This is a genomic window from Epilithonimonas sp. 33E (assembly GCF_059372615.1).
In genome coordinates, this window is sequence record NZ_CM182009.1 from 297,346 (window position 1) to 309,416 (window position 12,071).

General features: G+C 36.2%; 14 protein-coding genes and 3 tRNA genes. 6 read left to right on the forward strand and 11 right to left on the reverse strand.

Annotation, left to right across the window (positions count from 1 at the left end):
* The first annotated feature begins 20 nt into the window (after positions 1 to 20).
* From AC5P2S_RS01395 to AC5P2S_RS01405, 3 genes are read left to right on the forward strand one after another with little or no spacing between them, the layout of a single operon-like run.
* On the forward strand, positions 21 to 440 hold the full coding sequence (locus tag AC5P2S_RS01395) for a SufE family protein (RefSeq protein WP_283415634.1): 420 nt from the start codon (positions 21 to 23) through the stop codon (positions 438 to 440).
* A complete protein-coding gene (locus AC5P2S_RS01400; protein WP_494555971.1) occupies positions 441 to 1,406 on the forward strand; it encodes a glycosyltransferase family 9 protein in 966 nt (321 codons plus the stop codon).
* On the forward strand, positions 1,403 to 2,305 hold the full coding sequence (locus AC5P2S_RS01405; protein ID WP_494555972.1) for a glycosyltransferase family 2 protein: 903 nt from the start codon (positions 1,403 to 1,405) through the stop codon (positions 2,303 to 2,305). The genes AC5P2S_RS01400 and AC5P2S_RS01405 overlap by 4 nt, the downstream gene beginning before the upstream one ends.
* Here AC5P2S_RS01405 and AC5P2S_RS01410 read toward each other — a convergent pair.
* The 10 genes from AC5P2S_RS01410 to AC5P2S_RS01455 all read right to left on the reverse strand — a co-directional run bounded on the left by AC5P2S_RS01410 (position 2,280) and on the right by AC5P2S_RS01455 (position 8,158).
* Positions 2,280 to 2,750, reverse strand: coding sequence for a VanZ family protein (locus tag AC5P2S_RS01410; protein WP_283415631.1), 471 nt, complete (start codon positions 2,748 to 2,750; stop codon positions 2,280 to 2,282). The genes AC5P2S_RS01405 and AC5P2S_RS01410 overlap by 26 nt on opposite strands.
* Positions 2,751 to 2,942: 192 nt before the next feature.
* Positions 2,943 to 3,017, reverse strand: a tRNA-Val gene (locus AC5P2S_RS01415).
* A gap of 48 nt (positions 3,018 to 3,065) precedes the next feature.
* Positions 3,066 to 3,140: transfer RNA gene (locus tag AC5P2S_RS01420), tRNA-Val, on the reverse strand.
* A gap of 32 nt (positions 3,141 to 3,172) precedes the next feature.
* Positions 3,173 to 3,247 (reverse strand) — tRNA-Val (locus tag AC5P2S_RS01425).
* Positions 3,248 to 3,294: 47 nt separating this feature from the next.
* Positions 3,295 to 4,527, reverse strand: coding sequence for a bifunctional folylpolyglutamate synthase/dihydrofolate synthase (locus AC5P2S_RS01430; RefSeq protein ID WP_494555973.1), 1,233 nt, complete (start codon positions 4,525 to 4,527; stop codon positions 3,295 to 3,297).
* Positions 4,528 to 4,580: 53 nt separating this feature from the next.
* The gene (locus AC5P2S_RS01435) at positions 4,581 to 5,279 is read right to left on the reverse strand and encodes a hypothetical protein (RefSeq protein ID WP_494555974.1); all 699 of its coding nucleotides are present in this window, start codon (positions 5,277 to 5,279) and stop codon (positions 4,581 to 4,583) included.
* Positions 5,280 to 5,300: 21 nt separating this feature from the next.
* A complete protein-coding gene (locus tag AC5P2S_RS01440; protein WP_494555975.1) occupies positions 5,301 to 5,945 on the reverse strand; it encodes a hypothetical protein in 645 nt (214 codons plus the stop codon).
* Positions 5,946 to 5,948: 3 nt separating this feature from the next.
* Entirely contained in the window at positions 5,949 to 6,590 is a 642-nt protein-coding gene (locus tag AC5P2S_RS01445) for a MotA/TolQ/ExbB proton channel family protein (protein WP_120211866.1), read from the reverse strand.
* A 104-nt stretch (positions 6,591 to 6,694) separates the two neighbouring features.
* A complete protein-coding gene (locus AC5P2S_RS01450; RefSeq protein WP_494555976.1) occupies positions 6,695 to 7,624 on the reverse strand; it encodes a ferric siderophore ABC transporter substrate-binding protein in 930 nt (309 codons plus the stop codon).
* Between the two features lie 75 nt (positions 7,625 to 7,699).
* Positions 7,700 to 8,158 (reverse strand): hypothetical protein, encoded by a 459-nt coding sequence (locus tag AC5P2S_RS01455; RefSeq protein ID WP_120211865.1) that lies wholly within the window; start codon positions 8,156 to 8,158, stop codon positions 7,700 to 7,702.
* Positions 8,159 to 8,369: 211 nt separating this feature from the next.
* On the opposite strand from AC5P2S_RS01455, the gene AC5P2S_RS01460 reads away from it, so the two are divergent.
* Entirely contained in the window at positions 8,370 to 10,166 is a 1,797-nt protein-coding gene (locus AC5P2S_RS01460; RefSeq protein WP_494555977.1) for a DUF885 domain-containing protein, read from the forward strand.
* On the forward strand, positions 10,167 to 10,766 hold the full coding sequence (locus tag AC5P2S_RS01465; protein ID WP_494555978.1) for an HPP family protein: 600 nt from the start codon (positions 10,167 to 10,169) through the stop codon (positions 10,764 to 10,766).
* On the opposite strand, the gene nth is transcribed toward AC5P2S_RS01465, so the two are convergent.
* Positions 10,763 to 11,389, reverse strand: a complete 627-nt coding sequence (gene nth / locus AC5P2S_RS01470; RefSeq protein WP_283415624.1) for an endonuclease III — start codon at positions 11,387 to 11,389, stop codon at positions 10,763 to 10,765. The two genes, AC5P2S_RS01465 and nth, sit on opposite strands and share 4 nt — an antisense overlap.
* 35 nt (positions 11,390 to 11,424) lie before the next feature.
* Here nth and bcp point away from each other — a divergent pair, with 35 nt between their 5' ends.
* Positions 11,425 to 11,871 carry a thioredoxin-dependent thiol peroxidase gene (bcp, locus tag AC5P2S_RS01475; RefSeq protein ID WP_494555979.1) on the forward strand — a complete coding sequence of 149 codons (447 nt, stop codon included), beginning with the start codon at positions 11,425 to 11,427 and terminating at the stop codon, positions 11,869 to 11,871.
* The last annotated feature ends 200 nt before the right edge of the window (positions 11,872 to 12,071 follow it).

The window sequence follows — 12,071 nt, forward strand, 5'->3', positions numbered from 1 at the left end:
TTAATTGAAATCAATTCTGAATGACAATCAAAGAAAAACAACAGGAACTCATCGATGAATTCGCCTTTCTGGACGATTGGGAGCAGAAGTATGAATATATCATAGACCTGGGGAAGGAATTAAAAGGCCTTTCTGAAGAGAAAAAAACGGATGAAAATCTAATTAGAGGTTGCCAGTCCAAAGTTTGGATTGATGCAGAATTCAAGGATGGCAAATTGTTTTTCAATGCAGATTCTGACGGGATTTTGCCCAAAGGAATTGTTTCACTTTTGGTAAGAATATATAGTGGGCATTCTACACAGGAGATTTTGGATTCTGATTTTGATTTTATTTCAGAAATCGGATTGCAGGAATTTTTGTCTCCGTCCAGGGCGAATGGCTTGATGGCAATGACCAAGCAAATCAAATTTTATGCAGTTGCATTTCAACTAAAGAAGTAGGTGAAAAGAATTCTGGCATATCGTTTTTCTGCATTCGGGGATGTAGCAATGACTGTTCCTGTCTGTGTTGAGTTTCTGGAACAGAATCCTGATGTAGAAATCGTATTCGTCAGCAGAGACAACTTCAAAGACCTTTTTGATAAACATCCAAGACTGAAATTCCACGGAATAAGTTTCGATGAATACAAAGGGATTTTCGGAATCAGAAAGTTAACAAAACAATTGATTAAGCAGTTCAATCCAGATTATGTTGCTGACCTTCACGATGTGATCAGGACAAAAATGATTAATTCGATTTTCTTCAGACATGGCTACAAGATATTTCAAATTGATAAAGGTAAAGACGAGAAAGAGAAACTGACTGATGTCTGGAATCTGGATAAATTTCAATTAAAAAGAACGGTTGAAAGATATGCCGATGTTTTCAGAAGTATGGGATTTGATGTTATATTATCACATCAATTAAGAAATCAATCAGATAACAAAAAAGATATTGGATTTGCACCTTTTGCACAACACAAAGGTAAAATGATGCCTGAAGAGAAATCTTTCGAATTAGCAAGAATTTTGGCTAAAAATCACAAGATTTATTTTTTTGGTGGTGGAAAAGAAGAAAACGAAATCCTTACCAGATGGGAAAAGCAAATTCCCAACACCCATAGTCTATCAGGAAAACTTTCATTGAAAGAAGAGCTGAAAAAGATTTCTGAGTTAAAACTGATGATTTCCATGGATTCGGCTAACATGCATTTGGCAAGTCTTATGGGAACCAGATGTATTTCTGTTTGGGGTTCTACACACCATTACGCAGGATTTCTGGGTTATGGACAAAGTGAAGATGACATTGTCCAGGTAAAAGATTTGTCATGCAGACCTTGTTCTGTATTTGGTGATAAAGAATGTTTCCGGGGAGATTACGCTTGTCTCGAAGAATTGGACATACAAAAAATTATCGATAGGGTATGAAGCTAAGTATTTGTATTCCTGTTTATAATTTTGATGTCAATGATTTGGTTAATGATCTGAATGATCAAATTGTATCCCATAATCTTGATGCTAAAATTATCCTGATTGATGATGCTTCTGACGCTGAATTTGTTCAGAAAAATAAGCCTTTGGAGGATATTGTTAATCATTTTATTTTTTTGGATAACAATATTGGACGTTCCAAAATCAGGAATTTATTTTCAAAATATGCTATATCAGAATATTTGCTTTTTCTGGATTGTGACGGGAAAATAATCAGCAAAAATTTTGTTAAGAATTATTTAGATTTTATTAATGAAAAAAGACCGGATGTCGTTTATGGAGGAAGAAAGGTTGATAAATCAAAACCAAAACCGGAATTCGGATTAAGGTGGAGATTTGCTGTGGAAAGAGAAAATCTACCGGTAAAAGTTCGCATCAAATCACCTTATCTGGATTTCCAAACCAATAATTTTATTGTAAAAAAATCAATTCTTAAACAAAATCCGTTTGATGAATCCATAGGTCAGTATGGCTACGAAGATTTGATTTTTGCTAAAGATCTTTATAAAGCAAAGGTCAAAATTGACCATATTGAAAACCCGATTTTTAATAATGATGTAGAAACCAATGCTATTTTTCTCGAGAAAGCTGATCAATCAGCGAAAAGTCTTGCACATCTTATAAAAACAGATAAGGATGTCGAGAAAAGTTCTAAGATCAAATTAGCTAAAGCGTATTTCAGACTTAAAAAGACAGGCGGTATTTTTCTTTACAGGCTTCTTTACAGGCTATTGAAGCCATTCATACAAAAAAAACTTTTAGAAGGCACTGCCTCATTAAGAATTCTTGATTTTTACAAATTGGGTCAACTTATCTATTATATGAATAAGAATTGACATTTTCATACCCCAATTCCAATTCCAGTTTTATATTAGCAACGTTAAGCCAAGTTGCTAATTTCAATGTTGTATATCCAATAAGCATCCCAAATGTATTAAGAAAAACGTCATCTATATCAGCGGTACCCCTTGCGGTGTAAAGCTGCGCAAGTTCTATCATTGATATCCAGGAAATAAAAAGGAAGAACAAAAGCGGAAGATTATTAAGGCGCTTATCCAGAATACCCAACCACCCATATGGAATAAATACCAAAATGTTTCCAACGATATTTACCAAGAATTTTTGAGAAAAAACCTGGTGATAGCTAAGAAAGTATTTGATGCTCTGAAAAGGGTTGAGTTGAAGAAATCCGAATTCGGGATGTCTGCCACAACCATAAAACATCATGTATAACAAAAAAACTGTGTAGAAAAAAATCAGTACAGCATAATATCTTTTCATAGGTTTCCTTTTGGAGGATTAGTAATAAAAAGGAATTTTCTAGTTCATAAATAATTATTGGAAAATAACAAGTCAATATTGCAGCAAAAATCTTTCCGCAATCAGAAAATTAAACAGACGATTAATTTTTTTATAAAAAATTTAACGATTGTGTTAAGTAAGAATTAATAAATTAAGAAAAGTTTAAGAAAGTGGGCGATACAGGATTCGAACCAGTGACCTCTGCGATGTCAACGCAACGCTCTAAACCAACTGAGCTAATCGCCCTTTTCAGAATTAATATAAAAAAATCTCCCAATAATTTGGAAGATTTTGTGGGTCCTGAGGGATTCGAACCCCCGACCCTCTGGGTGTAAACCAGATGCTCTGAACCAACTGAGCTAAGAACCCGAATTTTTTTAAAAGGTTTCGTTCCTTTTTTGTGGGTCCTGAGGGATTCGAACCCCCGACCCTCTGGGTGTAAACCAGATGCTCTGAACCAACTGAGCTAAGAACCCTCTAATTCTCGTTTAGAGTGGTGCAAATATACAACTTCTCGTGATATTCACAAATTTTTTTCTAAAAAATCTCCCACTACAAAGTTGCTTCCACCGATAAAAATCATTTCGCCATCTTTACAATTCTGTTTTGCAGCAAGATAGCCTTCCTGAACCGAATCGAAAATATTGTAATTCAGATCAGAGTTTTTTAAAAGATATTCATAATCTTCCGGATGTCTTCCTCTGCTAACGCTTGGCTTTACAAAGTAGAATCGAGCTTCCGAAGGTAACACCGGAATTACATCATCAATTTTTTTATCATTCACAAAACCAAGAATAATATGCTTTTGTTGAGAATAACCTTTTAATTGATTGAAAACTTCTTCCAATCCGGCTTGATTGTGTCCTGTATCACAAATGGTTAAAGGTTCTTTTGAAAATTCGAACCACCGTCCAATGAAGTTTGTATTTTGATGAACATTCAAAAGCCCCAGTTGTAAATGTTTATCACTGATTTCCAAACCTTGCTTCCTCAATTCATTGACCAGAGCTAAAACCACCCGGATGTTTTTCTTTTGATAATTACCCTTTAAATCTGAGATTAAATCAGTTTTAATTTCTGTAGCATCAATGAAATCAGCTGTGACTTTAGTTGCTTTTTGATGGATAATTTCCTTTACAACAGGATTTTCATCTCCCGAAATTATCGCAGTCTTTTCCTTGACAATTCCCGCTTTTTCTATTGCAATTTCTTCAATCGTATCACCTAGAATATTTTGGTGGTCAAGCTGAACATTGGTAATAGCTGAAACTAAAGGCTTAATAATATTGGTTGAATCCAATCTTCCGCCCAAACCGACTTCAATAATGGCAAAATCAACTTGTTGCTGATAAAAATATTCGAAAGCCATAATCGTCGTGAACTCAAAAAAAGAAGGACGAATATCTTCTGGTAAATGCTTCAATTTTTGTATAAAATCATAAACAAAACGCTTATCACAATTTTTGCCATTGATTTTGATTCTTTCCGTAAAATCAATCAAATGGGGCGAATTATAAAGTCCGGTTTTGTAGCCTGATTCCTGTAAAACCGAAGCCAGCATATTACTTGTAGAACCTTTTCCATTAGTTCCGCCGATGTGAATCGTTTTGATTTTGTCCTGCGGATTTCCGAAAAAGTCGCAAAGCTTTCTGATGTTATCGAGTCCCGGCTTGTAAGCTTTTTCCCCGTCAATCTGGTAATTCGGCATCTGTACAAAGAGCCAGTCTATAGCTTCCTGATATTCTTGTGAAGTCATATTTCAAAATGAAATACAAATTTAAAAATAAGATGAAATCAAAGGAAATAAATTTAGAAGATTGGATTAATTGAGACAAAAACACCTTGATGGTCGCTTAAAATTTCTTTTTCAACAAATGTTTTCGCTTCTGTAATATTTTCTACTAAAAATTTCGGAATAATGATGTGGTCGATATTTTTCTTAATTTTTTCAGTCGAATTAATAAGATTAAGTTTCTCAAATAGTGATTTTAAAACTTCGGTAGTTTCGGAATTAATACAGTAATGTTTTTCATTTTCAAGAAAAGAAGTTTTCAAATCGCCGATGATTAAAATTTTGGGATTGATTTTCGAAATTCTATTGCAATCATTAATGCAATTTTCCAATTCGTTTTTCGCAAAAGGTTTTCTTTTAAATTGAGTTCCGATAATGGTTGCGTAAATAACCAGATCTCCGAATTCTGTTTTGAATTCCAAGGCCAGACTTGTCTTATTGTCAATCACAGAGAATATCCTTGTTGAAGGAACTTTAGAATAAATAATTGTTCGATAAGCTTTTTCTCCGCTCAGATATTTGGAATAATTTAAACCTTCATATACTGTGTTTTCGGGAATTTGTTCAGAAAAATATTTGAATGGAAATTGAGACAGCTTGAGATTAATAGCTTCTGTCAAAATCAAAAAGTCAAAATTTTGTTGATTTAAAAATGCTTCAACCTTCGCAGATTTAACCTTTTTGCACCAGTCGATGTTGAGCGTTGCAATTTTCATTGATTATATATTCAACAAAAATTAGAAATTAATCGTATAAGTTCCCTGAGAAATATTCTGAGATTTTTTAGCTTTCACATATTGTTTCATCCAGATAACAGCAGCTGTAATATTACAGGCGTCTTTGATTCCGCTGCTTCGTCCTGCGTTAGTCACATTTCCGGATTTGTCCACCGTGAAAAACATAACAAGCTGACCTTTAGTTTTACAATTATGCGACGGTAATTTCCCTGCTTTTCCCATAGTTCCGGGAATAAAAGCTGTAAGGGCACGGTCTTTTCCTATTTTGGTGATTTTGTCATCTTTTGAATCCGGAGTTGCAGTTTCTTTTTTATCGTCTTTTTTGGAAAGTTTCGTATCTGCTTTTTCAGCTTTTGAAGGTTCTTTTTTTTCTTCTTCTTTAACAACAGGAGTTTCCTTAGCAATAGAAACGGTATCAGGCGATAAAACTTCCACATCTGGAACATAGATTTGTGGCTTTATAATAGAATCCGCTTTTGGTTCTTCTATTGGTTTTGGAGTTTCTACAACAACAGGTTTTGGTTGCTCAGATGCTTTGTAATAAAGAGAATTGAACGAAAATAAAAGCACAAAAAATAACAGCGCAACCACGTAAAACGCAATTGGCAATCCGGATAATTTTTTGGTTCTTCTTCGGAATTCCATCTCTTAGGAAGGTTTGTTGATAATGTCTAAAAACTCATTGGTATGATACTGAATTTTCATCAACAGATAATCCACTTTGCCAACTAAAATATTATGAAATATATAAGCTAAAAATCCGACAATCAGGCCTACAACCGAAGGCGCCAAAGCTTTATAAAAATCGGCTGCTAAAAGATTCTGAGCAACAACAGTTTCTGTTTTTGATAATGTTCCGAAAGTCGAGGCCAGAATCAGAACACCGCCAAGAAGTCCCAACATAGGCGCAGCACCGGATAGCGTTGCCAGGAAACCGATATTTTTTTCAGCCTTGTTCAGTTCTATTTGTGCGTGGGTTTCCATTGCGTTGGCAATTTCACTTACAGGTCTTCCCAATCTGGAAAGTCCTTTTTCCACGCTTCTGGATTCGGGAGAATTGTCTCTTCTGCAAAAATCAATTGCCGACTGGATTCTTCCGTCATTGAGAAGGTCGTTGACGTTTTTAAGTAAATAAGGATCAACCTGGTTTTCCCGATTAAGCGAATATAATTTCTGTCCAAAAAAAACGATGGCAGCAATTCCCGAAAATATAAGAATAATGATAAGAGAAACACTTAACAAGCCTCCTCCAAATAAGAATTCCCAGATAGAAATATTTTGATTTACCATAGTTTTTTATTTGCTTTTTAACAGTTTCAAATTTATGAATTAGTTGATGATTAACCCGAACAGATTATGGAAAAATTTACGAAAAATGATTATTAATAGGAATTTTAGAAAACAATTTTATAAGTTCCTTTCGAAGAGACGCTGGCAGCCTCAGCTTTTACATATTGCTTTACCCAGCTTACAGCGGTATTCATTACACAAGGATCGGAAACACCGCTTAATCGTCTTGCAGAAGTCACTTTTCCGGATTTGTCAACGGTATAAGAAATTGTAATGCTTCCGCTTGCAGAACAATCGTGACTAGGCTGTGCTCCGCCTCTTCCCATAGTTCCGGGAATGAAACCGACTAATTTTCTATCCACACCAATCAGACTTGTTCCGTCACCATCACCGCCTAATGGATCGCCATAATTGCCAGGTCCGGTTCCGTTACCTTGTGAGCCGGATTTTGTTCCTCTGCCTTTTAAAAGATTACCGATTGCCGCATTTCCACGGCCGTCACCAGTTGCATTTTCTTTTTTGATATCGCCTTTTGCGTTGGTTTTTCCGGTCGTATTTTTAGTGGAATTAGCAACAGCCGGAGTGTTGGCTTTATCATTAGCTTTCTTAGTAGCTACAGGTGGATTTTTAGTTCTGGTTGGGATGGGAACTGTATTTTCAGGAATATCTTTTTCGACTTTTTCCTTGGCAGCTTTTGCAACTTCGGTAACGATTTCTTTCTCCTGTTTTTTTTCTACGACTGGAGCCGGACTTCCTTCTTCCTCTTTTGGTTCTTCAAGTCCTTTTCCGTTTCTGTTGTCGCCATAATTGATACGCATTTCTGTCAAATCAATAGGAATGATCTTCTCGCTATTTGCTGCGGTTTTCTTTTGCGTTTTTATAAAGGAAATAGGGATAAAAAATAAAACCGAAAACAAAAAAATCCCTACAACCAAAGCTTTGGTAAGCGTGAAATCATAATGTTTACGGAACGCATAAGCGCCATAAGCTTTATGTCTGTCTTCGAAAATAATATCATCCAGATCCTGATACATTGGAAATAGCTTGTTTACGTTATAACTTAACTTTTATAACGACTAGTAAATATAAATATTATTTTCCGGAAAAAATTAGTCGTCTACCTCGATGTCGTCCTGGCGGAAATTACATTTGAGTTTGAATGCGATTGGATCATCAGAGCCCGTATAAAAATCGGTAATGTTTCCTGTCCAGCAAAGTTGCAGGTCATCGTTTTCGTTTTTATCAAAGACTAATTTGTTATCATATAAGAAAGCTTCTTCATCATCAAAGAGATCTGCTTCTGTATAAGTGTCATCATCCGTGTCTTCTACAACAAAGGTTTGCCCTTCCAGTTCAGAAGTTGTGATCGGGAAATCGAAAACGTTAAGTGAAATCTGTGGGAAATTATACTGTAGAGAATCATCATCCACGTGATCGAGAGAATCATCTGTTATAACTTCTACCTCCAAAAAATTCTGCTTGTTGCTATAAACGGATTTGCAATAAGTACTCTTGATAAAATATTTCAGAGTTTCCTCTGGATGATAAATCTTTAATATTCCTTTCATTGTAAGGATAATAAATTATGAAATGATAAATTTTTAAATTGTGTTGAACAAAGATAAAAAATTGAATGAATTTGGAAAATTTTTGCTAATTAATTTTAATATTAATATCAAAAATCATCAAATCTTTTGATATTGTATTAATACTGATAGAATTAGTCAGGAAAATTTATACCATTAAAATCTTATCTTTACAGTATCAAATCTTTATAGGATGAATTCTTTTTATAAAATTACTTTTCTTTTCGCATTGGTTTTCTCTGTTATTTCCTGTAAAAAAGGAGATTCTCCAATTCTTAAAAATACTTATCCTTCATCATCTGATCTGGACTCTATTGCCGCCAATTATTACGAAGAATATTTGAAATTATATCCTTTGGAAGCAACATCGCAAGGTGATGAGAGATATAATGATCTTTTACCAGATAATCTGAGCCAGGATTTTATCAAAAAAGAAATTGCATTTTATAACTCGGTTCAGAATCAATTAAAATCAATCGATTATAATAGTTTGGATAACGACCAGAAAGTGGTTTTTGATGTTCTGGAATATACATTGATCGACAAACAGGAACGTTACGCCTATCACCCGGAATATATTCCTTTTACACAGTTTGATGGTTTGCCTTTGACTTTTCCGATGTTGGGAAGCGGAACGGGCGTTCAGCCATTCAAAACTGAAAAAGATTATGACAATTGGCTGAAAAGGATAGAACAGTTTCCGGTCTGGATGGATTCTGCTATTGAAAATTTCCGCGCCGGAATCAAAAATAATGTTGTACTTCCAAAATCGTTGGTTGTGAAAATGATTCCACAAATGAAAGCCGAAGAAATCACAACTTTCGAAATCGAAAAAAATATTTTTTACGGGCCGATCAGGAATCTGCCAAAAGATTTCAAGCCGGTTATTGCTAACAAATATGCGAAGCTTTATCAGGATGCGATCAAAAATAAGATCATTCCTGCTTACGTGAAAATGGCTGATTTTCTTGAGAAAGAATATCTGCCAAAGGCCAGAACTACAGATGGTTATAATGCCTTGCCAAATGGAAATAATGTTTACGCATATTACGTGAAAAGCTGGACAACGACAGATAAAGCCCCGGACGACATTCACCAGACAGGACTAAAGGAAGTGGAAAGACTTCGTAAGGAAATGGAAAAAGTGAAGAACCAAGTAGGCTTCAAAGGTTCTCTAGAAGAGTTTCTGAATCACGTAAAAACTGACCCGAAAGCAATGCCTTATCAGACCTCAAAAGAAGTTTTAGCGGGCTTTCAATCAATCTTGGATAAAATTACTCCGAAGCTGAAAACAATGTTTAATGTGACTCCGAAAAGTCCTTTCGAAATTCGTCAAACCGAAAAATACCGTGAAGCAAGTGCAAGTGCAGAATACATACAGGGAAGTGCAGATGGAAAACGTCCCGGGATTTTTTACATACCGATTCCCGACCCAAAAAAGTTTAATGTGACTTCCGGGATGGAATCTCTTTTCCTTCACGAAGCCATTCCCGGTCATCATTATCAGGTTTCTTTGCAGCAGGAAAACACCAAGTTGCCTAAGTTTATGAGATTCGGCTGGATCGGTGCTTACGGCGAAGGTTGGGCTTTATATTGCGAATCACTTGGTCCGGAATTCGGGCTTTATACTGATCCGTATCAAAAATTAGGTTCTTTGAGTGATGAAATGTTGAGAGCTGTTCGTCTGGTAATTGATACAGGAATCCACACAGGACAAATGTCACGAGAAGAAGCCATCAAATATTTCCTGAGTAATGTAGCTTATGACGAAGCTGGAGCAACTGCAGAAGTGGAGCGTTATATGGCGTTGCCGGGACAAGCGCTGAGCTACAAAACTGGTTCGATGAAAATAAGAGAATTGAGAGATAAATATCAGAAACAACAGGGAAAGAAATTTAATCTGGCGGCTTTCCACGATGAGATTTTGAGCCAAGGTTGTCTTCCGTTAGAAGTTTTGGAACGTAAAATGGAACTTTGGGCAAAGAAATAAATGATGAAGAAACAAATCAAAAAAAGACTAAGACATACGAAATATATCTTTTATCAGGAAACCCTTGTTGACTTCAAAGATCATTTTTGGTCTTTTCTCGGTGCTTTTTTCGGAATCGGATTGATTGCTTTTTTGCAGTCTCAACATTTGACCGGGGTTGAAAACATTTTTCTGATTGGCTCATTCGGAGCATCCAGCGTTTTGATTTACGGTGCCGTAAATAGTCCTTTAGCCCAACCAAGAAACTTGATTGGCGGACACGTTTTATCAGCATTGGTTGGTGTTACAGCCTATAAATTCTTGCCGGATATCCTTTGGTTGAGTGCATCTATTGCAGTCGCTTCTTCTATTGTCGTGATGCAGATTACCAAGACGATGCATCCGCCGGGTGGTGCAACAGCTTTGATTGCTGTTCTTCCGGCCGGGAAAATTCAGGAATTGGGATATTGGTATGCTATATCTCCGGTTTTGAGTGGCGTTTTGATTTTATTAACGATGGCTTTGATTTTCAATAATATTCCAAAAGGAAGGAAGTATCCGCATCATATCAGACAAACCAAATATTTCCATATGAGAAGAATGCTAAAGAGAAATCATTAGGCTTTATCCGGAAACAAAAGTTTCGGAATAAAATCCTTGTCCTTATTACCTCTCGCAGGCGAATATTCTCTTCCGTAAAAAATAATCTGAAGGTGTAATTTGTTCCAGACACTTTCATCCCAAAGATTCTTAGCATCTCTTTCGGTTTCAACGACATTTTTCCCTGAGGTCAGTTTCCATTGTGTCATCAGTCTATGAATATGCGTATCAACAGGAAACGCAGGAAAACCAAATCCCTGACTCATCACGACTGAAGCGGTTTTGTGACCAACACCGGCCAGACTTTCCAACTCTTCATAAGTTTGTGGCACTACGGAATTGAATTTTTCCACCAAAACTTCCGCCATTTTTTTAAGGTTTTTCGCTTTGGAATTCGAAAGTCCGATTTCTTTGATTAATTCCTTGATTTCTTCAACGCTCAACTTGGCCATTTTCTCAGGCGTATCAGCAACGGCAAAAAGAGAAGGCGTTACCTGATTTACTTTTTTGTCTGTCGTCTGTGCAGAAAGGGCAACGGCAACCATCAGAGTATAAGCGTCTTTGTGATCCAGTGGAATAGGAACTTCAGGATATAATTTTTCTAATTCTTCCTGAACAATCTTGGCTCTTTGCTTTTTCGTCATTTTGATGGTAAATTTGTAGCACAAAAATAGAAATTATGTTGAACGTTGGCGACTCTTTACCGGAATTTATAGGAACTAATCAAAACGGAGAACCAATCGATTCTGAAAAGCTGAAAGGCAAAAAGCTGGTTGTTTTCTTTTATCCGAAGGCAAGCACGCCAGGTTGTACAGCGGAAGCCTGCAATTTGAGAGATAATTACTCAGTTTTGAAGCAGAAAGGTTATCAGCTATTGGGGGTCAGCGCAGATTCTGTGAAGCGTCAGAAAAATTTCGCTGTAAAAAATGAATTACCATTTGATGTCATTGCAGATGAAAATCGCGATATCATTGACAAATTTGGTGTTTGGCAGTTGAAGAAATTTATGGGGAGAGAATTTATGGGAATCGTGAGAACGACTTTTGTTTTCGATGAAAACGGAATTTGTACTCAGGTTATCGACAAAGTAAAAACCAAAGACCACGCTGCGCAGATTTTGGCTTAAACGATATAAAGGATAGGTTCTTTAGCCATCGGTTGACGTTCGGCAATGGTCGCGTGGGGTTAGGAACAGGTCGGTTACGGTTATACACATGTCGCGTGGCGTGGCGTTTGTGTTTCGAGAGGTTCGAAACCTCAAATTATACGTTACTTAACCTATCCGGAAAGCTTCATTACCTCTATAGACCTATTAGGAACCACAAC

What these genes read in the sequence shown, in the direction of transcription:
- AC5P2S_RS01395 (WP_283415634.1), top strand. Translation starts at nt 21, where the DNA reads ATGACAATCAAAGAAAAACAACAGGAACTCATCGATGAATTCGCCTTT.
- AC5P2S_RS01405 (WP_494555972.1), top strand. Translation starts at nt 1,403, where the DNA reads ATGAAGCTAAGTATTTGTATTCCTGTTTATAATTTTGATGTCAATGAT.
- AC5P2S_RS01410 (WP_283415631.1), bottom strand. Translation starts at nt 2,750, where the DNA reads ATGAAAAGATATTATGCTGTACTGATTTTTTTCTACACAGTTTTTTTG.
- AC5P2S_RS01430 (WP_494555973.1), bottom strand. Translation starts at nt 4,527, where the DNA reads ATGACTTCACAAGAATATCAGGAAGCTATAGACTGGCTCTTTGTACAG.
- AC5P2S_RS01435 (WP_494555974.1), bottom strand. Translation starts at nt 5,279, where the DNA reads ATGAAAATTGCAACGCTCAACATCGACTGGTGCAAAAAGGTTAAATCT.
- AC5P2S_RS01440 (WP_494555975.1), bottom strand. Translation starts at nt 5,945, where the DNA reads ATGGAATTCCGAAGAAGAACCAAAAAATTATCCGGATTGCCAATTGCG.
- AC5P2S_RS01445 (WP_120211866.1), bottom strand. Translation starts at nt 6,590, where the DNA reads ATGGTAAATCAAAATATTTCTATCTGGGAATTCTTATTTGGAGGAGGC.
- AC5P2S_RS01450 (WP_494555976.1), bottom strand. Translation starts at nt 7,624, where the DNA reads ATGTATCAGGATCTGGATGATATTATTTTCGAAGACAGACATAAAGCT.
- AC5P2S_RS01455 (WP_120211865.1), bottom strand. Translation starts at nt 8,158, where the DNA reads ATGAAAGGAATATTAAAGATTTATCATCCAGAGGAAACTCTGAAATAT.
- AC5P2S_RS01460 (WP_494555977.1), top strand. Translation starts at nt 8,370, where the DNA reads ATGAATTCTTTTTATAAAATTACTTTTCTTTTCGCATTGGTTTTCTCT.
- AC5P2S_RS01465 (WP_494555978.1), top strand. Translation starts at nt 10,167, where the DNA reads ATGATGAAGAAACAAATCAAAAAAAGACTAAGACATACGAAATATATC.
- nth (WP_283415624.1), bottom strand. Translation starts at nt 11,389, where the DNA reads ATGACGAAAAAGCAAAGAGCCAAGATTGTTCAGGAAGAATTAGAAAAA.
- bcp (WP_494555979.1), top strand. Translation starts at nt 11,425, where the DNA reads ATGTTGAACGTTGGCGACTCTTTACCGGAATTTATAGGAACTAATCAA.